Annotated in this window: 21 protein-coding genes; 5 read left to right on the forward strand and 16 right to left on the reverse strand. The window is 33.8% G+C overall.

Translation table 11 applies throughout. The features are described 5' to 3' along the window. Window positions 1–98 precede the first annotated feature (98 nt). Window positions 99–785 (forward strand): peptidoglycan DD-metalloendopeptidase family protein, encoded by a 687-nt coding sequence (locus C8N41_RS09980; RefSeq protein ID WP_115839147.1) that lies wholly within the window; start codon window positions 99–101, stop codon window positions 783–785. On the opposite strand, the gene C8N41_RS09985 is transcribed toward C8N41_RS09980, so the two are convergent. From C8N41_RS09985 to C8N41_RS09995, 3 genes are read right to left on the reverse strand one after another with little or no spacing between them, the layout of a single operon-like run. Beyond that, window positions 782–2,068 carry an APC family permease gene (locus C8N41_RS09985; RefSeq protein WP_115839148.1) on the reverse strand — a complete coding sequence of 429 codons (1,287 nt, stop codon included), beginning with the start codon at window positions 2,066–2,068 and terminating at the stop codon, window positions 782–784. The two genes, C8N41_RS09980 and C8N41_RS09985, sit on opposite strands and share 4 nt — an antisense overlap. Window positions 2,069–2,112: 44 nt before the next feature. Beyond that, entirely contained in the window at window positions 2,113–2,538 is a 426-nt protein-coding gene (locus C8N41_RS09990; RefSeq protein ID WP_115839149.1) for a hypothetical protein, read from the reverse strand. Window positions 2,539–2,594: 56 nt separating this feature from the next. After that, the gene (locus tag C8N41_RS09995) at window positions 2,595–4,502 is read right to left on the reverse strand and encodes a S9 family peptidase (protein ID WP_115839150.1); all 1,908 of its coding nucleotides are present in this window, start codon (window positions 4,500–4,502) and stop codon (window positions 2,595–2,597) included. A gap of 338 nt (window positions 4,503–4,840) precedes the next feature. Here C8N41_RS09995 and C8N41_RS10000 point away from each other — a divergent pair, with 338 nt between their 5' ends. From C8N41_RS10000 to C8N41_RS10010, 3 genes are all read left to right on the forward strand, one after another. After that, entirely contained in the window at window positions 4,841–5,317 is a 477-nt protein-coding gene (locus C8N41_RS10000) for an Hsp20/alpha crystallin family protein (RefSeq protein WP_092447020.1), read from the forward strand. An 84-nt stretch (window positions 5,318–5,401) separates the two neighbouring features. Beyond that, window positions 5,402–5,671, forward strand: a complete 270-nt coding sequence (locus tag C8N41_RS10005; RefSeq protein WP_249033263.1) for a hypothetical protein — start codon at window positions 5,402–5,404, stop codon at window positions 5,669–5,671. Window positions 5,672–5,676: 5 nt separating this feature from the next. Then, window positions 5,677–6,165 (forward strand): hypothetical protein, encoded by a 489-nt coding sequence (locus tag C8N41_RS10010; RefSeq protein WP_115839151.1) that lies wholly within the window; start codon window positions 5,677–5,679, stop codon window positions 6,163–6,165. Window positions 6,166–6,182: 17 nt separating this feature from the next. Here the strand turns inward: C8N41_RS10010 and C8N41_RS10015 are convergent, their stop codons facing one another. From C8N41_RS10015 to C8N41_RS10075, 13 genes are all read right to left on the reverse strand, one after another. Further along, complete coding sequence (locus C8N41_RS10015; RefSeq protein ID WP_092447022.1) at window positions 6,183–6,671, reverse strand: AAA family ATPase; 489 nt, start codon at window positions 6,669–6,671, stop codon at window positions 6,183–6,185. Window positions 6,672–6,724: 53 nt separating this feature from the next. Beyond that, window positions 6,725–7,342 carry an HMG-box domain-containing protein gene (locus tag C8N41_RS10020; RefSeq protein WP_115839152.1) on the reverse strand — a complete coding sequence of 206 codons (618 nt, stop codon included), beginning with the start codon at window positions 7,340–7,342 and terminating at the stop codon, window positions 6,725–6,727. Between the two features lie 8 nt (window positions 7,343–7,350). Beyond that, a complete protein-coding gene (locus C8N41_RS10025) occupies window positions 7,351–7,839 on the reverse strand; it encodes a hypothetical protein (protein ID WP_115839153.1) in 489 nt (162 codons plus the stop codon). Window positions 7,840–8,000: 161 nt separating this feature from the next. Continuing rightward, window positions 8,001–8,456, reverse strand: a complete 456-nt coding sequence (locus C8N41_RS10030; RefSeq protein ID WP_249033264.1) for a DUF305 domain-containing protein — start codon at window positions 8,454–8,456, stop codon at window positions 8,001–8,003. 370 nt (window positions 8,457–8,826) lie between these two features. Next, complete coding sequence (locus tag C8N41_RS10035; protein ID WP_115839154.1) at window positions 8,827–9,375, reverse strand: DUF6090 family protein; 549 nt, start codon at window positions 9,373–9,375, stop codon at window positions 8,827–8,829. 26 nt (window positions 9,376–9,401) lie between these two features. Then, window positions 9,402–9,899, reverse strand: a complete 498-nt coding sequence (locus C8N41_RS10040; RefSeq protein ID WP_170137111.1) for a hypothetical protein — start codon at window positions 9,897–9,899, stop codon at window positions 9,402–9,404. 281 nt (window positions 9,900–10,180) lie between these two features. Next, entirely contained in the window at window positions 10,181–10,855 is a 675-nt protein-coding gene (locus C8N41_RS10045) for a hypothetical protein (RefSeq protein ID WP_115839156.1), read from the reverse strand. 315 nt (window positions 10,856–11,170) lie between these two features. Next, the gene (gene secA, locus C8N41_RS10050; protein WP_115839157.1) at window positions 11,171–14,530 is read right to left on the reverse strand and encodes a preprotein translocase subunit SecA; all 3,360 of its coding nucleotides are present in this window, start codon (window positions 14,528–14,530) and stop codon (window positions 11,171–11,173) included. A 334-nt stretch (window positions 14,531–14,864) separates the two neighbouring features. Continuing rightward, window positions 14,865–15,086 carry a DUF2795 domain-containing protein gene (locus tag C8N41_RS10055; RefSeq protein WP_008272287.1) on the reverse strand — a complete coding sequence of 74 codons (222 nt, stop codon included), beginning with the start codon at window positions 15,084–15,086 and terminating at the stop codon, window positions 14,865–14,867. Window positions 15,087–15,467: 381 nt separating this feature from the next. Beyond that, complete coding sequence (locus C8N41_RS10060) at window positions 15,468–16,043, reverse strand: cob(I)yrinic acid a,c-diamide adenosyltransferase (protein ID WP_115839158.1); 576 nt, start codon at window positions 16,041–16,043, stop codon at window positions 15,468–15,470. Between the two features lie 353 nt (window positions 16,044–16,396). Further along, window positions 16,397–17,086: an ABC transporter ATP-binding protein gene (locus C8N41_RS10065; RefSeq protein ID WP_092447813.1), complete on the reverse strand. Its 690-nt coding sequence runs from the start codon at window positions 17,084–17,086 to the stop codon at window positions 16,397–16,399. 87 nt (window positions 17,087–17,173) lie between these two features. Further along, window positions 17,174–17,944 (reverse strand): O-methyltransferase, encoded by a 771-nt coding sequence (locus C8N41_RS10070; protein WP_115839159.1) that lies wholly within the window; start codon window positions 17,942–17,944, stop codon window positions 17,174–17,176. Between the two features lie 72 nt (window positions 17,945–18,016). Further along, on the reverse strand, window positions 18,017–19,879 hold the full coding sequence (locus C8N41_RS10075; RefSeq protein WP_115839160.1) for an ABC-F family ATP-binding cassette domain-containing protein: 1,863 nt from the start codon (window positions 19,877–19,879) through the stop codon (window positions 18,017–18,019). Window positions 19,880–19,982: 103 nt separating this feature from the next. Between C8N41_RS10075 and C8N41_RS10080 the strand changes: the two genes are divergently transcribed. Further along, window positions 19,983–20,783: a polysaccharide biosynthesis/export family protein gene (locus C8N41_RS10080; RefSeq protein WP_115839161.1), complete on the forward strand. Its 801-nt coding sequence runs from the start codon at window positions 19,983–19,985 to the stop codon at window positions 20,781–20,783. Window positions 20,784–20,785 lie beyond the last annotated feature (2 nt).

Consider the following 20,785-nt stretch of genomic DNA (forward strand, 5'->3'; position numbering starts at 1 on the left):
GCTCAGCAACCAATTCTAAAACTAACATTTTTAGAACCTGTTTATTCTTCCTGTTTTCCATGAGATAGATTTCCTATTTTTATGGAAATTTTGTTTTTATGCTATTTTCTTCTTTTGAAAGTTTCTTGCAGTCCCTTGATGTCCATTCTTTAGTGGATCCTTCAATACCAAAAGCATCCTATATACCTTTAGATTTATCCATTAATAATACAGAATTAAAGGCTGTTAATGTTTCTGATGTGGAAGATTTAGAACGTTATATCTGGACGTCTATAAAAACTAACAAGGCCAGAATAGCTTATGGTGGTTATCTTGAAAAACGAGGAATTTACCAACGGAGTGCGTATTTTAATCAAACACATCCTGAAACCGAACGTAACATTCATTTAGGATTAGATCTTTGGATAGAAGCTGAAACTCCAATTTTTGCGCCTTTATCAGGAACGATTCATAGTTTTAAAAACAATACGAATTATGGTGATTACGGACCAACTATTGTTTTGAAACATCACATTGAAGAATTTGAATTTTATACACTCTATGGTCATCTTAGTTTAGAATCTATTGAGGATTTAGAAGTTGGAGTAGAAGTGACCCAAGGTGTGCAAATCGCAACACTAGGTACTACTAAGGTTAATGGAGATTATCCTCCGCATTTACACTTTCAAATTATAAAAGATATCCAAGAATGTGAAGGAGATTATCCTGGAGTTAGTAATCAACTCGATTTAGCCTTTTATAAAAACAACTGTCCTGATCCTAATTTGCTATTAAAACTGTATTAAGTTTTCTTTTTCTTTTCAGAAGTTTTATAAATCCATTCGGTAATAAAGCATAATACAATAACACCAAGAGATACAAGAACTCCAGTAAGATTCGATTGGTATTGTTGATTAATTAAAATTACTAAGGCCATCAGGCAAAGGACACAGCCACATATCGGAATTATTTTATTGCTACCTGTGTCTTTGGTGCACTTAAAACCTACCCAATTTACAATTCCAAAGATGAGAATGAACCCAACGCTTCCTGCTGTTGAAATACTTTCTAAGTCCAGAATGTTGACAAGCACTAATGTCGCTATAGCGGTAATTAATAAACCGATCGGCTGATTCCAGAGTTTAGAGGTGAAGTGATGCGGCAATTCATCATCTTCTGCAATTTCAAAATTGACACGACTACCGCCATATAACGAGGCATTTATCGCAGAGAATGTAGAGATTAAGGCTGCGATAGTTATAATGGTGAAACCGATTTTACCAAGCATAGGTTTAGCGGCTTCTGCCAAAACATAATCTTCGGCAGTGGCAATGGTATTAAACGGAAGTGAACCTACAGTGACAATGGCAATAATGATATAAAGAACAATAACAAAAATGACAGAGTAATAATATGCTTTAGGAATGTTCTTTTCAGGATTAACAATATCTGGTGCAGCATTGGCAATCAGCTCAAAACCTTCGTAAGCTACAAAAATCACCATACCTGCTGCAAATAATTGCACAGGAGATTCCCAGTTAGAGATGGCTAATTGTGATAGATTGGGATTACCAATAAGTCCGTAAGCACCAACGCCAATAAACCCAATTAAAATAATTAGTTTAATAATAACAGCGTAAGATTCTATTTTCCCAACAACCGCAATACTATAATAATTTATCGCTGTAGCTAGGACGATTATGCCACTAGCGTAGATATGAAAATCGATTGTGGTATTTGAACTAATAGCTAATAGGTTAGGAGCGTATGCACCAAAAGCAGAGGCATATAACGATAGCATAATAATATAACTCACCCAAAGTAAATTATTGATAGCTCCGCTAAAAATAGACACTCCAAACCCTTGATTTATAAATTTTACGGTACCTCCACGGTCGGGATATTTCTGTGATAATTTAGCATAACTATAGGAAGTGATTACAGCTAAAAGGCCTGCAAACAAAAAGGCAAGAGGTGTACCTCCTTGTGCAATGCTAACGGCTAAACCAAGCACAGCAAAAATGCCTCCACCGACCATACCACCAATACCTATGGAAATTGTATCTTTTAAACTAATTTTATCTGCCATCTGTTACAATGTAGTGAAAAAAATATAAAAACTACAGGTTGCTATTACAATGCATCCGTCGTGTTTGCTTTAGCAATTATATTTGAAGTTAAGGCCAGTCCCAAACCGAAACCTACAATAGTAAACAGACCATCGGAAATTGTAAACCACAATTCTTTAGGCAGCATTATAATATTAAAAAAGGTGGCCAAAAGCATCAAAACACCTACAATATAGCTTGGTATTTTACTTTGTTTAGAAATTTTGGCGGCTACAAACATGCCTACTACGATGCCTGCAAAGTGAGCGATGACCACACTAACCTTCATGCCTATAGGAATGAGATTCATGTTATTGTGTAGCCAATCCATATTTAATGGGTCTGCACCATCGGGCAATGGAAAGAGGTTATGACCGATAAGGCTTTCAAAAATATAAACCGTTAGTGATGCTATAATTAATCCGACGATGGTTGCTAAAAAATGTCTCATGTAATGTAGTATTTAGTATGTTAAGGTAATTAGATATTCCGATGTATATAATGAAACTATAAGGTATCTTTTAACCACTTAAAAAATTCGTGTTGCCAAACCAACGCATTTTGAGGATTTAAAACCCAGTGATTTTCTTCAGGAAAATAGAGCAACTTACTTTTTAAACCTAGCATTTGAGCCGCTTGGTAGGCACTTAAACCTTGTTCAATAGGTACTCTGTAATCTTTTCCACCTTGAATAATTAATATAGGAGTATTCCAATCGGCTACTTTCGTTATCGGATTAAAATCGTGATAAGATTTTTGAGCCGCCTCATTGGTAATATCCCAATAACTACCACCAAAATCATGATTTACAAAGAATAACTCTTCAGTGGTGCCATACATAGATCTGGTATCAAAAACACCATCGTGTGAAATAAAAGTCTTAAATCGGTTATTGTGAATACCTGCTAAATAAAACACAGAATAGCCACCAAAACTGGCACCAATAGCACCCAAGCGGTCGTTATCTACATAAGGTTCTTTTGCGATATCATCAATAGCAGATAGGTAATCGTCCATTACTTGGCCTCCCCAATCTTTACTAATATCTTCATTCCATTTTACTCCATGTCCTGGCATACCTCGTCGGTTAGGGGCTACCACAATATAACCTTGTGAAGCCATAAGCTGAAAATTCCATCGGTAAGAATAAAACTGAGATAAAGGAGACTGAGGTCCGCCTTGAGCATATAATAAAGTAGGATACTTCTTAGAGTCATCAAAGTTTGGAGGGAGAATAATCCAAACTAACATTTGTTGGCCATCGGTTGTGGTGACGTAACGTTTTTCCACTTTTGGTAAATCTACACTATCGTATAACGCTTTATTAATTTCAGTGCGTTGGGTAAAGGCTTTAGTCTTGAGATTAAAACTGTAAATATCCGCAGCATGATTCATGTCGGTTCTGGTAATTACCAAAATGTTATCACTCTGAGCGACTATACTTGTAACGTCAAATTGACCTTCAGACAGTTGCTCAACAACAGGAGCTATGCGTTTTTTGCCAGGATAATTCACTTTAAAAATCTGAATAGTACCATCAACAGGAGCGGTAAAGTAAATCGTATGACCATCGTTACTCCATTTAAAACTGAAAACGGTACCATCCCATTGTTGGGTTAAATTTTGTTTAATACCATTGTTTAGAACTATAATATCGTTTTTATCACTTTCGTAACCATCGGTTTTCATTTGTAACCAAGCCAATGCTCCGTTAGCAGAAAACGCCGGACTAGTATCATACCCATGGTTGTCTTTTGTAATATTTTCAGTGGTTTTAGACGCTAAATCGTATTTATAAATATCAGTATTAGTACTGGTTGCATAAGCTTTACCTTTTAATTTTTTACTCACGTAATAAATAGCTTTACTGTCTGGCGACCATATATAATCTTCATCACCACCAAACGGTTGTTGTGGTGTATGATAGGGTTCATTTGGCATAATATCAATACCTGTGTCCTTATCAGCCTCAACCTTTTTATAAAATACGTGATTAAAACTTCCGTTACTCCATGTATCCCAATGGCGGATGTCTAAATCTGAAAAAATATACACCTCAGATTTGTCTAAATCCTTATAGACATCTTCTCCTTTTATAGCCTCTACAGCAACCGATTTGTGAAATAAAGCTAATGTGCCGTCTGGCGATATGTTTTTGTCTGTAGCGGTAATATCATCCTCTTCAATTTCTACAATAGCACCACCTTTTGCAGGCATTTTAAAGTATTTAGTGTCGTAATCATTTTCCGAAATATTTGGAGTCTTTACTTTAAAGAATAGGGTTGAGCCTTCTTGATCTAATCCTATAACACTTAGTCGCTTTACTTGCCATAAATTTTCGGGTGTCATAGTTTGTTGTGCTATCATTAAATTGTTGGTTAGGATTAAACTAAAAATTAAGTAGATACGTTTCATATGGAAGGTTTAAAATAATCTTTTTACTAAGGATATAAGTTATAAAAATGATTCTAGTTGTGGCAACGCACCACGAGAATGCAGACGTGTAAAGTTATGAAGATTTTTTCTCTTATTTAAGTGTCATTTTTAGAGCTCTTAAAATTGTCAGTTTGACATTTTGTACCGTGAAAAAAATCTTAATTTTTCTGAAAAATTGACAGCCAAATATTAAATTTTATTAAAATAGGTCAGCGGATTTACCCGATTTTAATTTTGGTATTTTTTTTGTTCATTTTAAGGCGAAATCAATTGAGATTTCATATTTGAAATAATGTTTAATTTAAATTTTTGTTATTATGAGCAATTTAGTCAGTGTTCCTAAAAACGGAAGGTTAGCGAACAGTAATTCAAATCAAAGCTTCCCAACATTATCTACATGGTTAGATGATATTTTTAATAGAGATTTACCCTCTGTATTTACTTCAAACTTTAATACCGGAATTACTTTACCAAAAGTAAATATTAAAGAAACGCCTGATGCTTTTGTTGTAGAAATGGCTGTTCCTGGTCTGAAGAAATCAGATTTTCATATTGATATAGATAATCAAATGTTATCTATTTCTACAGAAACGAAGGAAGAGCATGAGGATAAAGGTGACCACTATACGCGTAGAGAATTTGGATATTCGTCCTTTAAAAGAACCTTTACGCTGCCAGAGAGTGTAAATGACGAAGATATTAATGCAACTTATAAAGAAGGCATTTTAAACATTCACTTACCTAAAAAAGAAGAGGCCAAACAAAAGCCTGCTAGAAGTATTAAGATTTCTTAATATATAGATTAATTTTTTTGATTTGGGGACCGAGTAATCGGTCTCCTTTATATTACTAAAAGTGTTTCACTCTTTAAATTTAGTATGATGCCAAGAAAATTTAAATCTGGAGATTGGGTGAAAGTTAGAGGGAAACTTACCACTCCAAAAATGCAAGTGCTTAAATATGTTTCTAAAAAAAATCCGCTTATGGGTTGGGTAGATAACAATACTTACGTAGAATGTGTTTGGTATAAAAATGGTGAACGTAAAACTGAAGTATTTCACCAAAATAAGTTAATAAAAACAATAGATACTGGTGGTTTGTTTAAAACATTTTTAACTCCTCCTAAATTTGGTGTAAACTTAAATTAAAAATTATGAAAACTTATTTATTAATGTTGATAACAAGCCTTTTGAGTGTGAGTTGTCACGGACAAAAAAATGAAACAAATACATCGGAAGCAACATCTGCTAAAGATAGCGTTGTAGAAGTGCCAAAAGGTACGTGGCAAGTAGATAAAACGTTTGACGAGAACGGCAATTTAATTAGATACGATAGTATTTACTCTTGGTCGTCCGATAATCAGTACAACGATTTATCTATGTCAGAGCGCGATAGTGTAATGCAGTCCTATAAATCTCGATTCTTTACACACTTTTCGCAGTTTGAAGATGAAGGATTTGATGCCATATTTTCTCAAGATTCATTGTTTAGTCACCGTTTCTTTAATGATGATTTTTTTGGAAGTGATTTTGGATCCGATTTTATGGATATCGATAGAATACGGCAACAAATGATGGCTAGACAAAAAGCATTTTTAGAAAAATATCAGTCAGAATTTATTAAACCAGAAGACGAGAACTAAATAGTTGTCGTCTTTTTTTATGCGGTAATATAAATGCCATTTTTCATTTCTTTTTCCGTAGGTTTTTCAAACCAGTGTTCCATGAAATCGAAATTTTCCTTGGTAACTTCAAATTCAAAAGTAGGACCTTTTTCGTCGTTCCTTTGCATTACTCTTTTGTATCTGGTAGCTTTAGAAATGTCTAAAAAATGAATTTTAAACGCGTAGGAATGTGTTTTGGCAAATGTTCTAAATTTTTCTCTATGCTCATATTTTGATAATCCCAAATCTAGAATGGCATCTGTGTTTACACTTTCTAATTGGTGCACTAAGGTCATTATCATATGTTCCGCTCTGTCTATTCTTTCTAAAAACCATTCTAAGCCGTCTTCCGGCTTCTTGTCGGCAAGAAATAGCGTCTTATTCCACTGGTCAATCGAAAAAATAATACCATTCGTTTTTTCTTTTAATGCCCTAGCGTATGTGGTTTTTCCAGAACCTGTATTTCCAACTATAAGATGTATCAATTTATTATGTTTAAAGGGCTGTTAAGTTTTGTTTCTATATAGTATATAAGTTGCTAATCATTGTTCCATAAATTAGAGGCATCATTATCGTAAGCATCCATATACCAATCTTTGTATTCGCCTAAATGAGATCTATCATTGACGCGATCCTCATATAAGCGTTCAATAACTTTCTGGCAACTGATAGTGAATTTGGTATAAGTTCCTAGTTTGGCTTCTTTAATTTCCTTTTCAATATACAATGGATACTCAGGATGCTCTTTAATAATCTCAACTAAATGTTTTCTGCAATATACCGCAAATCGGTTAAGGTTATCCCAATGTATTAAGAAGTCTGTGTCTTCGCCGCTAATGTCCTTTGCGGTATTAAAATTAAGTATCGAAATGCCTAAAACACATTTTAAGTCCTTAATATTACTATTCTCAATCGTTTCAAAATCGAATTGTTTGATATCGTTTTTATGATAACAAAGCGGATTTTGATTCGTTTGATATAAATGCTCATCAATTAAAGTTATTATATGGCCATAATTTCTTCTTTTTAGCTCATTAATGATTTTTCTAGCTAAAATCTTATTGGAAATTTGGGCAAGTAAAATGTTTAAATTTGAATTAATCATATTCAATTCTAACATTGATTTTAGAGCAATTAAATTATTGATTTGATCCATTGTTGTGATTAAAAAGGTAACCCTAAAAATTCTTCGACCTCACTAAATTTTAGATGACAGGCTTTATAATGTTTGTTATGTTCTTGAGGTATTTTAGTTTCGTGCGTATTTATGGCTACACATTGTTCTAAATTTCTTCTTCTAATAAATTCCGCTTCTGTAGTTACTAGATAAACGTTCTTTTTGCAATCCATACAGTATTTGGCATTATCATAGTCTGTATCCACCAAATGATTCCAATTTTTAGAGCATGGATTTTTAAAAATTAATTTTGAAATACTCTCCTTATAATTGTTGAGTAGATTGAGTAAATCAATATTATTGCCATTTTCTAATTGGCTCTTAAAGTCGGCAATTTCTTTGTCTTTAGATGCGGAAGCGATATAGAATTCGTTTAATAGTTTAATTATAACATCTGGTTGTAATTTTGAAGCGAGCAAGAGGCCTTTAACAATATTAATTTTTCTCAATAAGTTAAAGTTTTTAGTTCTGTCCATAGTTATACTGAGATTTTATTTAGGTTAATATACAACCAATGGCTATTAATTGGGATACTTGGCCTTGTTGCTATGCTTGGTATTGTGTTGATAAAAACTAATGTAGTAAAAGAAATTGAACCAGAATAAAATCTTAAGGTTTTCCTGTTTTTTTATTGTTTTTACTCAGCTTCTAAACGCGTAATCATAGCTTTCATTTCTTTTATTTCTTTTTCCTGGGCTTTAATAATTTCATCGGCTAGCTTTTTAACTTCCGGATCTTTTAAATCGGCATTTTTACTGGTAAGGATGGCAATGGAATGATGTGGAATCATGGCGCGCATCCATTTTACATCATTAATAGGGATTTGTTGCCTTACTAAAAATGTAGACACACCAATGATGGCTAAACTACAGCAAACTATCGCTAGATTCTTTTTTTTATCCTTGTACATATTTTTCATAAAGAAAAACATAACTAAGGCCATGCCACCAACTCCGATTAACGTCATATACATTCTTGTCCAGCTAAAAAATACATGACTAAACTCATAGGTGTTAAAGTACATGATAATATACATTGAAATTGCAGAACAGGTTAACATGAGTATAAAAGTGGTGTAATTTTTCTTTTGCATAATAAAAGGTTTTAGTCGCATGTAATGGTCTTGTGTAAGATTTCGATGCGTGTTAAAACATTAAAGTTAGCAAATAAATTACGGATAGAAAGTCTTCGAGGACTTTTGTAAATCGGCTAGAACTAGCAATGAATTATACACTGTGTTGGCAGTAGTTATTTATTCTTTGTATTTATTTTTAAATCAATCTCATTTATTAAATCCTTTATATTTTTTTGCAACTCTAACAATACACTTCTAGAAAAATCAATTTGCATAGACATTTGGATTAAACTACTAATTGTTTTTTCGTCATTATTAAGACCAACTACATATTCTTGGTTCTGTAACTCAAAATCTAGTCCTGTAAGATTTTTAAGAGACCAATTACTTATTGTTTTGGAATAATATATTCTTTAAATTGTCTCGTTTTATTTTTAGCCACCTCCATTGCGCCTAAATTTTTAGAGGTGCTTAAATAATATTGGGTTAAGAGATTTTTTAACTCTCTTTTTTTTATCAGTTCTATGTTTCCAGAATAAATCAAATTATTATAACCAGCACTTTTAGAAATAAACTCTCTAATTTCAAAAATGATACCCGTTGTAAAATATTTTAAAAGTTTATTCCTATTTTCTTTTGAAGGTTTATTTTCAGAGATAATTTGTAAAATATTATAAATTTCTATTTTCTTGGCTTTATGAAATTTTGAAATTTCATTAATTTGAATTGAGTCAGCTACTAAATTCTCTCTAATTTCAGATAGTAAAATTATTTCTTTTTTAGAGTTTTGGTATGAATTATTAATTTTATTAATCCATAGTGCAATTAAAATACCAATTACTACAAGAACAATCTCTCCAATTGCATATATAAAATATTTACGAAATCTATTTTCTTTTATTATTTTTTTGCGGAATGTTCTAAAAATTTTAGCCATTTTTTAAGTTGTTAATATTTAAAAACTTAAAATTTATATTTAAAATACAATCCTGTTTCTAATATCGCACCAGGTGATTCGCTATTGAAAGTTGAAATAATCCTAAATCCATATTCATAATCATCAGTTTGAGAAATAAATGCTCTAACTCCTAAATCCATACCAAATCCACTGCCATCATCTAAATTTAATTTATCATCGAAGTCCATATAAGAAAAACCCATTATTGAGGCTATTCCAAATTTTGAATCTTCTGAATTAAATCTATAATCAACGTTAAAATAATATTTACCGACATTGTAATCGTCATTAATCAAATCACTGTCAATTGTTCCATTTAAAAATCCTAGTATTAAATTTATTTTATTTGTTGCTTGGTATCCAATTCCAACACCATATGCTAATTCTGCGTCGTTTTTAATTAATAGTGACGTTCCGTGAATTTCAGCATTAAATTTTGATTGAGCGACAATTGTCATTGGTAAGACTAATAAAATTACTAAAAGTATTTTTTTTATTTTCATTTTCATTTTCATTTTTATTTTATGGTTAATATTGAGTTTAATTACTGCCAACGTCTATATACCACCAATATTATCGTTATTAACCCTTTTAGTTATCCTGATAACTACTGTGATGTTTTGGCATATACGCAATGCATAAAACTAAGTAATTTTACACTAAGTTTTGTACGTAACTTTACGTATATGGCTTAAATATAAGTGCGTTATGGCTATGGTATATACGGTTTGCCGTAAAGTCCTTAAAAAAAAAGGCTAATGTTAGGTACACAAACGTTTAAATTTTAATCGGCTGCTATAGGCGAAATCATAATATGGGCTCTATGTGTCCCAGGATTCATAATCCAAGGATGGTTAGAAGCGGCTGGTGCTTCTGGCAAGCCTGTAGATTCGGCTGTAGCCCAAGGTAAATACACTACATATCTCAGTTTGGCATCTGCTACGTTTGCGGTTTCAGGATTGTACAGTGTTTTTGGTCCGGAATAAATATGCAATGTCGCACCTGTGGGAATGTGGAGCTGTTCGGCTTTCACTTCTGCTTCACGAATGTCAAAAATCTCTTGGTGCGTTTTACCTTCGGCTTTTAAAGCGCGTCCTCTTGCCATAAATGGATCGAGGTCTTTTTGATAGCATGCGGCACTAAAGCCTTCTTTATTTGGGTTGTCTACAAGTACAATAAATTCGTTGCTACCTTCTTTAAAGGTTACAAATTCTCCTTTCATGTTATAGCCTATAACTTTGCATTCTCCTCTGCTGGCTTCGGGAGCTGCCAATAATGCGGTAGCGATTAAGGCTTCGTCAGAGTTAATAAGCTGTAAAGCTTTATCTGTTTCGGTTGGTTGCTGTGCTGATGTGGTTTGCGCGGCATCAGAAGTTTTAGTGGTTGTTTTGGTTTTGTCTGAAGTGTTACAAGAAAGTAACAGTGCTGCAAAAATAAAGGTGGTGATAATGTGTTTCATATTAGATGGTTGAGTTGAATGGTGGTTTTTAAAGTTACTAAAATCTATTGAGAATTAGGAATTTATGTACGCAAGATATTTTGGGTTCTTATGCTTTTAAAATATACCGTCAGTTCGAGTGGTTTGCAACGTAAGTGCAAATTGTATAGAGCACCTTGGTTACTGTAATTACTTCTCGATAGATGCCAATGAAAAGGTTGGCACACTCCAAGTGACGTTGGGACGAATCAAAAAAAATCCTGATGCGTACATCAGGATTTTTTGAAATTATATTTTAGGTCTTTCTATATCATTCCTACATTTAAAGGAATCAATTTAGTCATTTACTAAAACCCATTCACCTTTATCGATTAAAGGAATGGCTTGTTTGTATTTTACATCTTTGGTTTCACCACTCATTACATTCTTAATCGTCACTTTATCGTTTCGTCCAATTTTTGGTTGGTCTCTTACAATCGTTTCTACCACTTGCTGTTGTTGGCGCGATGCACCTTCACCAGCTTGTCTGCTTTGAGACGCACGTTCATCTAAATTTTGAATCTCATCTTTTTGAGTTTCCAATTTTTCTTGCTTACGAGCTCTAGCTTCTTGAATGTTATGTGCGGTTTCTTGTGGAATTTCACCTTTAAATAAGAATGAAATCACATCTTTATTCACTTGGTCAATCATTGCTTTAAACAGCTCAAAAGACTCAAATTTATAAATTAATAACGGATCCTTTTGCTCGTGTACGGCTAATTGTACAGACTGTTTTAATTCATCCATTTTACGTAAATGTACTTTCCAAGCATCATCTACAATGGCCAAGGTAATGTTCTTTTCAAAATCATTAATGAGTTGTGTACCTTTGGTTTGGTAAGCTTTCTCTAAGTCGGTAACAACTTGTAGATTTTTTACTCCATCTGTAAATGGCACTACAATACGCTTAAACTTGTCGCGTTGGGTATCATAAACATTTTCAATTACAGGAAAAGCTAAATCTGCAGCACGTTGCATTTTTTCTCTATAATGTTGAAAAGCGGCTTTATAAATGATACCTGCAATTTCTGAAGCATTCTTTTTACCAAATTCAGCTTCGGTAATAGGCGATTCCATTGAGAAATAACGGATCAATTCAAACTCGAAGTTTTTATAATCGTTAGCTAGTTTATTTGTTTCAGCAATACCTTCAGAAGTATCAAAAATCATGTTTGCTAAATCAACTCTTAAACGTTCTCCATGTAAAGCATTACGACGACGTTTGTAGATGACTTCACGTTGCGCATTCATAACATCATCATATTCTAATAAACGCTTACGAACTCCGAAGTTATTTTCTTCAACTTTTTTCTGTGCACGCTCAATAGATTTTGAAATCATACCGTGTTGTATCACTTCTCCTTCTTTTAAGCCCATTCTGTCCATCATCTTAGCAATACGTTCCGAACCAAATAAACGCATTAAATTATCTTCTAAAGACACGTAGAATTGCGAACTTCCTGGATCTCCCTGACGACCAGCTCTACCTCGTAACTGTCTGTCTACACGGCGCGAATCGTGACGCTCAGTACCTACAATGGCTAATCCACCAGCTGCTTTTACTTCGTCACTTAACTTAATATCGGTACCACGACCAGCCATGTTGGTAGCGATGGTGACTTGCCCAGCATTACCTGCTTGTGCTACAATATCGGCTTCTTTTTTATGTTGCTTGGCATTTAAAACATTATGATTTATTTTACGAATGCTTAACATTTTGCCTAAAAGCTCTGAAATCTCTACATTAGTTGTACCAATAAGTACAGGTCTACCTGCATTAGATAAGCTTACCACTTCATCAATAACAGCGTTGTATTTTTCACGTTTTGTTTTGTAAACTAAATCATCCCTATCATCTCTAGCGATTGGTCTGTTAGTAGGAATTTCTACAACATCTAATTTATAAATTTCCCAGAATTCCCCTGCTTCCGTTACCGCAGTACCTGTCATACCAGACAGTTTACGATACATTCTAAAGTAATTTTGAAGGGTTACGGTTGCAAAGGTTTGTGTCGCTGCTTCAATTTTCACATTTTCTTTAGCTTCAATCGCTTGGTGTAAGCCATCTGAATAACGACGACCATCCATAATACGACCAGTTTGCTCATCGACAATCATAACTTTGTTGTCCATAACAACATATTGATTGTCTTTTTCAAATAAAGCGTAGGCTTTAAGTAATTGATTTAAGGTATGAATACGTTCTGACTTAATTCCGAAATCTCTAAATAATTCTTCTTTAAGATTGGCTTCTTCTTCAGACGATAAGCCCATCGCTTCAATTTTAGCGATTTCCGTTCCCATTTCTGGCATCACGAAAAAGTTAGGATCATCTTTACCAGAAAGAAACTCTACACCTTTGTCAGATAATTCAACTTGATTATTTTTTTCATCAATAACATAATAGAGTTCTGCATCTACTTTAGGCATTTCTCTATTATTGTCTTGCATGTAGAAGTTTTCGGTTTTTTGCAATAACTGCTTAATACCTTCTTCAGATAAAAATTTAATTAAAGCCTTGTTTTTAGGAATACCTCTGTAAGCTCTTAATAATTGGAAACCACCTTCTTTAGTGTCGCCTGCTGCAATTAATTTTTTTGCTTCGGCTAATACTCCAATTAAATATTTGCGTTGTACTTCTTCAATTTGTTGTACCTTAGGTTTCAGCGCATCGAACTCGTGTTCATCACCTCTTGGCACAGGACCAGAAATAATTAAAGGAGTACGTGCATCATCTACTAATACAGAATCGACCTCATCTACAATAGCATAATGATGCGGACGCTGCACTAAATCGTCTGGCGAATGTGCCATATTATCACGTAAGTAATCAAAGCCAAATTCGTTGTTAGTACCGTAAGTAATGTCTGCGTTATACGCTTTACGACGTGCATCAGAATTTGGTTGGTGGTAATCGATACAGTCGATACTCATACCATGAAACTGAAAGATTGGTGCCATCCAAGCACTATCTCGTTTGGCTAAGTAATCATTGACCGTTACGAGGTGCACACCTTTGCCTGCTAAAGCATTTAAATACACAGGAAGTGTTGCCACTAAGGTTTTACCTTCACCAGTTTGCATCTCGGCAATTTTACCTTGGTGCATGGCGATACCACCAATAAGCTGAACGTCGTAGTGAATCATGTCCCAAGTAATAGGTTTACCAGCAGCATCCCATGAGTTAGCCCAAATGGCTTGGTCTCCTTCTAAAGTTACATAATCGTGCTCACCAGAAATTTCACGGTCAAAAGCATTTGCAGTTACCGGAATTTGTGTGTTGTGCACAAAACGTTTTGCGGTTTCTTTAACCACAGCAAAAGCCTCAGGTAGAATGTCGTTTAAAACACCTTCGGTAACCTCATAGATTTCGTCATCGATTTTATCGACTTCAAGATACATATCTTCACGTTCATCAATATCTTCGGTCACTTGGGCTTTAGCTAAAATATCGTCTTTTTTAGTTTGAAGCGGTAATCTTGCTTCGGCAATTTTAGCTTTAAATTCAGCTGTTTTTGCCCTTAATTCGTCATGAGATAAAGCTTCTAAAGCTTTTTCAAACGTTTTTATTTTCTCAACAATAGGTTTAATGGCACTAACGTCTTGTTTGGATTTATCTCCAACAAAAACTTTAAGTACTTTATCTAAAAAAGTCATAGTATAATGTTTGTAACAGATTGATTTTTATCAATCTTTTATTTGTTAATTTCAGTTAGTTTTGGTGTTTCTAATTTAAGAAAAACACCGCTAATGAGCTACGCTCAGTATCTTTAACAAAAGCTTGCGCTTTTATGGAAGATACTTGCTCCTTAGGGATAATATAAACGGTTTTAATTCATCACTATTAGATGATTAAATTCTTATGTTTTAGTTCTGAGTGACAGCAACGTGTTTATTAAACGTTGATTTCAGCTCAAAAAAGCATCCGAAAATAAAAAAAGTCTCTTAGTTAAGTATAACGCAAGAGACTTTTTTGTGATAATTTTATATGTTAATATTCATCCTCATTCCAGAGGTAATCTTCATCAGTTGGATAATCTGGCCAAATTTCTTCAATAGAGTCATAAGAATCTCCTTCATCTTCTATCGCTTGTAAATTTTCAACAACTTCCAAAGGTGCTCCTGTTCTAATCGCGTAGTCAATAAGCTCGTCTTTGGTTGCTGGCCAAGGTGCATCACTTAAATAAGATGCTAATTCTAATGTCCAATACATAATTGCGTGTGTAATTTAATTTTTGCAAAAATAATTTTTTAGTTGAACAATCCAAGAAAAAATTAAATTAAATAGCTTTTAGCTATAATAAATTAATTAATCGGTCTCGCTTAACATTTATTTTAATGTGTTTTGAGTTACTCAAAGGACATCAATAAATGTTTAATCATTAATATAAAGAACGTATAATCTTTAAGGTTTGTTTCGGATTAATTTTTGCAATTTTTAATCCTTACTTTCAAAATAATCTGTGTGTCCATTCGAATGAATATTATGATTTATTAAACATAAAATTTGTATCGAAAATCGAATTTGTACTTGAAACGCTGTTCTCTATACATGCCGACAAAAAAAGTCGAAATATTTGAACTGACGTTTTAATTAAGAATCTTTATTCGGAATCCATTTTATTTCTTCAGCATGTAAGTCATGTGACAACTTCCGTGCCAACACAAAAAGGTAGTCAGATAGTCTATTAATGTACATTAAAGTTTCGGGTTGAAACGGTTCTAAGTCATTAAGGTGCGAGGCTAAACGCTCGGCTCTACGGCACACGGTACGTGCAATGTGACAGAATGACACCGTTTGATGTCCGCCAGGCAACACAAAATGCGTCATAGGAGGTAAGCTGTCTTCCATAAGGTCCATTTCTTTTTCAAGTTTCTCTATATCTTCGTTAGAAATCTTCGGAATATTTAATCGGGCTTTACCATTTTTCAATAGAGCCTTTTCAGGATCTGTAGCTAAAATAGCACCAACAGTAAATAACCGATCTTGAATATGCATTAAGGTGTTTTTGTACAATTGATTAATGTCTTGATCTCTAATTAAGCCAATATGCGAGTTAAGCTCGTCTATGGTTCCGTAGCTTTCAATTCTTATATGGTGCTTAGGAACACGTGTACCACCGAAAAGTGCTGTGGTTCCTTTATCTCCTGTTTTGGTATATACTTTCATGTTCACAAAGTTAAGTGTTATGAGATAAAAGTGATGCGGGAAATTTGGAAATTTTGAGAGTCAAGAGTCAAGAGTCAAGAGTCAAGAGTCAAGAATAAAGAAAATAGAGAAAAGCGTTTAGAGGATTTAGTTGAGGATTGATTATGTTGAGTTAAGAGACAAGAATTGATGGTTGGTGGTTGATAGTTTTTGGTCTTAGGAAATAGACAGGATGTAGGAATCAAGAGCTAAGATACAAGAGAATAAAAGATTGATTAATAGTATAAGATAAAAGTTTTAATTGCGGAATAACTATGTTAACTAACAACTAACAACTAACAACTAACAACTAACAACTAACAACTAACAACTAACTACTGATTAAACGTATCACTCTCAATAATACCATCACGTAATCGAATTACACGTTTTGCATGTGCTGCGATATCTTCTTCGTGAGTGACCATAATTACCGTGTTTCCTGAAGCGTGAATTTGATCGAATAGTGCCATGATTTCGGTACCTGTTTTTGAATCTAAATTACCAGTAGGTTCATCGGCTAAGATGATGGAAGGTTTATTAACTAAGGCTCTTCCTACCGCAACACGTTGCCGTTGACCACCAGAAAGTTGATTGGGTTTGTGGTCCATACGGTCTGCTAAACCCACATCGGTAAGTACTTCTGTGGCACGTGAAATACGTTCTTTTTTAGAAGCACCTGCGTATACCATTGGCAATGCAACATTGTCTAAGGCTGTGGTTCTAGGAAGTAAGTTAAATGTTTGAAATACAAAACCAATTTCTGTGTTTCTGATGTCGGCGAGTTCATCGTCAGACATTTGGCTAACATCATTTCCATTTAAATTGTAAGAGCCTGCTGTAGGTGTATCTAGGCAGCCTAATAAATTCATTAATGTTGATTTTCCTGAACCCGATGGTCCCATAATAGCAACATATTCGCCACGCTTAATATCTAAATCGATGCCTTTGAGCACATGAACGATTTCTTGTCCGAGTTTAAAATCTCTAATAATATTTCTAATTTCAATGACGTTGGCACTCATAAATAAATGATGTTGTGGCTTAAATCTTTTGCAAGATATAAGAATTAAAAAACGATTCTCAAATAAGACGTTAAAGTTGTCCCTTTGTTACATTCTAATTTTAAAATGTTCTTTTGCTTGTTCTCTTCTAAAAAACACAAATCCTAAATGAAAAGTATCTACCGTAACCGTCACAGAATGATGGTTTTTAATATATGTCCAAGCTTCAGTCATTTCTTTAGACCAATAAATGTCGTCAAAAACAAAAACAGAATCATTATGTGCTTTGGGTAAAAGGGTTTCGAAATATGTAATAGTGGCTTCTTTGTTATGGTGACCATCAAAAAAAACAAGATCATAGCGGTCTTCTTTTAATTCAGGAATCGATTTAGAAAAATCACCCACTAAAAATTTGATATTTTCAATATGGTGTTGTTTAAGTTTCGATTTTGAAAAAGCAGCAGTATTTGAGCAACCTTCAATAGTGGTGATTTTAGCATTACGATCAGCTAAGGCTAATGCATAAGTTCCCATACCTAAAGAGGTGCCGAGTTCCAGTCCCTTTTTAATCGTAAAATATGTTGAAACGCGGTATAGTAACTTAGCATCTTTAATAGAACTACTAGATACTTTTGCCATCTTACTAACCGCTCTCTGTTGGGCATCTAAAGTTTTAGAGCCTTCGCCTAGGTCTGTAATTTGTAATATTGTTTTTGAGTTGCTTAACTCGCTTTTATACCGTTTAAGTTTTGCATAGGCCTCATGTGTTGTTTTATCATAAAGACATTTGGTGACAAAGTGATAAACAAAAGGAGAGTGCACACCATGTTGGTTGGTGGCACGTAAGAGAAATTTTATATATGCTTTAATTTGGTACACGTTTTAGTTTCAAAATTACAAACTTTCGAAATTAGAATGTTTTACAGTTTATAACGATTTCATCTTGTAAGTTTACCCTTCTAATTTTTCAGCTAACTCAAACCAACGCATTTCTTTTTCTTCAATGTTATCAATAATAACTTGCAGTTGTTCTGAAAGTTTGTTGATTTCATCTTGACTTAAATCAGGATTCAAAAACTTTTCTTCTAATGCCATTTTATCGAGTTCTAAAGCTCTTATTTTTGAAGTTAAATTTTTATACTCTTTTTGTTCGTTGTAGTTGAGTTTATTAACCTCGTTTTGTTTTTCGGCTTTTGTGTTATCCGTTTTTTCTACGATCTCTATTTGCTTAGGTTGACTACTGTCATAAGCTCTGAAATCTGAATAATTACCAGGGAAATCATCGACAACACCTTGACCTCTAAATACAAATAAATGATCGACTATTTTATCCATAAAATAACGGTCGTGAGAGACCACCAATAGTACACCAGGAAAATCCATTAAGAAATCTTCAAGAACATTTAGGGTAACAATATCTAAATCGTTTGTTGGTTCATCTAAGATTAATACGTTAGGGTTTTGAATTAAAACGGTGCATAAATACAATCGTTTTTGTTCGCCACCACTGAGTTTTTCAACAAAATCCCATTGTTTTTTTTTATCGAATAAAAACTTCTCTAGCAGTTGTTGTGCGCTAATTTGTCTTCCTTTGGCTAATGGAATATACTCGCCAAACTCTTTAATAACGTCGATCACTTTTTGGTTAGGCTTGGCTTTAATACCACCTTGAGTGTAATAGCCAATTTTAACAGTTTCGCCTATTACAACTTTTCCGTTATCTGGTTGTGTGGTTTGGGTGAGTAGGTTTAAGAATGTAGACTTGCCTGTTCCGTTTTTTCCAATAATACCAATACGTTCGCCTTTTTTAAAGGTGTATTCAAAACCGTCTAATATTGTTTTATCTTTAAACGCTTTAGAGACGTTATGAAATTCTATGATTTTGCTTCCCAACCGTTCCATATTAATGTCTAATTCAATGGTGTGGTCGTTACGACGTTGGTGAGCTTTAGATTTTATTTCCGAAAAGTCATCAATTCTACTTTTGGATTTTGTGGTACGTGCTTTAGGTTGGCGACGCATCCAATTGAGTTCTTTTTTATACAGCTGTTTTGCTTTGCCAACTTCTGTCGCTTGATTTTCTATTCGCGCTTCTTTCTTTTCTAAATAGTAAGAGTAATTACCTTTATAGGTAAACAGTTCGCCATGATCTAATTCTATAATTTCGTTACAAACACGTTCTAAAAAGTAGCGGTCGTGTGTAACCATAAACAAGGTTTGTTGTGTTTTTGCGAAATAGTCTTCTAACCATTCTATCATTTCTAAGTCGAGGTGGTTAGTTGGTTCATCAAGAATTAAAATATCTGGTTGACTTAGAAGTGCTTGAGCTAACGCTAAACGTTTTTTTTGTCCACCTGACAATGTGCCTACTTTTAAAGTTAGGTCATCGAGTTTTAGTTGCGATAGTGTTTGTTGGTATTGTGTTTCAAACTCCCAAGCATTATGACGATCCATAGCTTCAAAAGCATTTTGGTAAGCATCGACATCTTCTGGGTTTTTTAATGCCGCTTCATAAGCTTCAATAATTTTTAAAACAGGAATATCGGAGGCTAGAATAGTTTCTTCAAGCGAACGTTTAGGATCTAAATCTGGTTCTTGGTCTAAGAAGGCTAAGCGCAGTCCTTTTCTAATGACGATTTGGCCATCATCAGGTGCTTCTTTTCCTGCTAAAATTTTTAAAATTGAGGTTTTTCCACTTCCATTTTTGGCTACAAAAGCAATTTTTTGATCTTTATGGATGCTGAACGACAAATCTTTAAAGAGTACAAGCTCTCCAAAAGATTTTGAGATATTTTCTACGTTGAGATAATTCAAACTGTGTTTTTTTACAAAGAACGGAAATAAACCAAAAAGAATCGTATTAGTTTTGATATTAGTGTTGATACATTATATTTGTGTTCAAAGATCTATTGAATTTATGAAGCGTATAAAGCTTTTAATTTTTGTATTAAGTTGTATTATTGTATCGTCTTGCATCCCTCATAAAGACACTGTTTACCTTCAGATTAAGGATGGCGCTTTAAACGATACTATTCCTAATAATCTTGTTGAAATTCAGAAGCCTTATCGTGTTCAGGTAAATGATATTCTGAATATTCGTGTAAAAGCACTCGACCAAGAAACCGTATCTATTCTGAATCCTACAGGTGAAGGCAACTTAAATGCTAGTAGTGCAGAGCGCGCTTTTTTTGATGGTTTTACTGTAGATGTGCATGGTAATGTTCGAATACCAACACTAGGTTATATTAATGTTTTAGGTTTCACAACTGAAGAGATTGAGAAAAAAATAGAAGCACAGCTTTTAGAAGAACAATTTAAGGAAACGGCTAATATTTTTGTGACTGTGAAACTAGCAGGATTAAGATATACAGCTAGTGGTGAGATCGGTAGTCCTGGAAGCCAAGTCTTATTTACTGAACGTGTTAATGTCTTTGAAGCTATTGCTAATGCTGGTGAAATTCCTTTAACCGGTAACAAAAAAGACGTGAAAATTATTAGGCAATATCCGCAAGGGCAAAAAATACATAGTTTAGATTTAACAGATATAAAGGTCATGCAATCACCTTATTATTATATTCAGCCTAATGATATTATCTACGTAGAGCCATTAAAACAGAAGTCTATAGGTACAGGAGAGACTGCACTTTCTAGTATTACTGCGATTGCATCTATTGTTTCTCTTATTTCTACTGCAGTTTTGCTATCTACTAGACTATAATT

The sequence above is a fragment of the Winogradskyella sediminis genome (assembly GCF_003387355.1).
Lineage (GTDB): Bacteria > Bacteroidota > Bacteroidia > Flavobacteriales > Flavobacteriaceae > Winogradskyella > Winogradskyella sediminis.

Excerpts from the sequence above, each read along its gene's own strand:
- C8N41_RS10010 (WP_115839151.1), top strand. The coding sequence starts at position 5,677 with ATGAAAACTTATTTATTAATGTTGATAACAAGCCTTTTGAGTGTGAGT.
- C8N41_RS10005 (WP_249033263.1), top strand. The coding sequence starts at position 5,402 with ATGATGCCAAGAAAATTTAAATCTGGAGATTGGGTGAAAGTTAGAGGG.
- C8N41_RS10025 (WP_115839153.1), bottom strand. The coding sequence starts at position 7,839 with ATGGACAGAACTAAAAACTTTAACTTATTGAGAAAAATTAATATTGTT.
- C8N41_RS10045 (WP_115839156.1), bottom strand. The coding sequence starts at position 10,855 with ATGAAACACATTATCACCACCTTTATTTTTGCAGCACTGTTACTTTCT.
- C8N41_RS10020 (WP_115839152.1), bottom strand. The coding sequence starts at position 7,342 with ATGGATCAAATCAATAATTTAATTGCTCTAAAATCAATGTTAGAATTG.
- C8N41_RS10055 (WP_008272287.1), bottom strand. The coding sequence starts at position 15,086 with ATGTATTGGACATTAGAATTAGCATCTTATTTAAGTGATGCACCTTGG.
- C8N41_RS09985 (WP_115839148.1), bottom strand. The coding sequence starts at position 2,068 with ATGGCAGATAAAATTAGTTTAAAAGATACAATTTCCATAGGTATTGGT.
- C8N41_RS10035 (WP_115839154.1), bottom strand. The coding sequence starts at position 9,375 with ATGGCTAAAATTTTTAGAACATTCCGCAAAAAAATAATAAAAGAAAAT.
- C8N41_RS09980 (WP_115839147.1), top strand. The coding sequence starts at position 99 with ATGCTATTTTCTTCTTTTGAAAGTTTCTTGCAGTCCCTTGATGTCCAT.
- C8N41_RS10030 (WP_249033264.1), bottom strand. The coding sequence starts at position 8,456 with ATGCAAAAGAAAAATTACACCACTTTTATACTCATGTTAACCTGTTCT.
- C8N41_RS10080 (WP_115839161.1), top strand. The coding sequence starts at position 19,983 with ATGAAGCGTATAAAGCTTTTAATTTTTGTATTAAGTTGTATTATTGTA.
- C8N41_RS10000 (WP_092447020.1), top strand. The coding sequence starts at position 4,841 with ATGAGCAATTTAGTCAGTGTTCCTAAAAACGGAAGGTTAGCGAACAGT.
- secA (WP_115839157.1), bottom strand. The coding sequence starts at position 14,530 with ATGACTTTTTTAGATAAAGTACTTAAAGTTTTTGTTGGAGATAAATCC.
- C8N41_RS10060 (WP_115839158.1), bottom strand. The coding sequence starts at position 16,043 with ATGAAAGTATATACCAAAACAGGAGATAAAGGAACCACAGCACTTTTC.
- C8N41_RS09990 (WP_115839149.1), bottom strand. The coding sequence starts at position 2,538 with ATGAGACATTTTTTAGCAACCATCGTCGGATTAATTATAGCATCACTA.
- C8N41_RS10065 (WP_092447813.1), bottom strand. The coding sequence starts at position 17,086 with ATGAGTGCCAACGTCATTGAAATTAGAAATATTATTAGAGATTTTAAA.
- C8N41_RS09995 (WP_115839150.1), bottom strand. The coding sequence starts at position 4,502 with ATGAAACGTATCTACTTAATTTTTAGTTTAATCCTAACCAACAATTTA.
- C8N41_RS10040 (WP_170137111.1), bottom strand. The coding sequence starts at position 9,899 with ATGAAAATAAAAAAAATACTTTTAGTAATTTTATTAGTCTTACCAATG.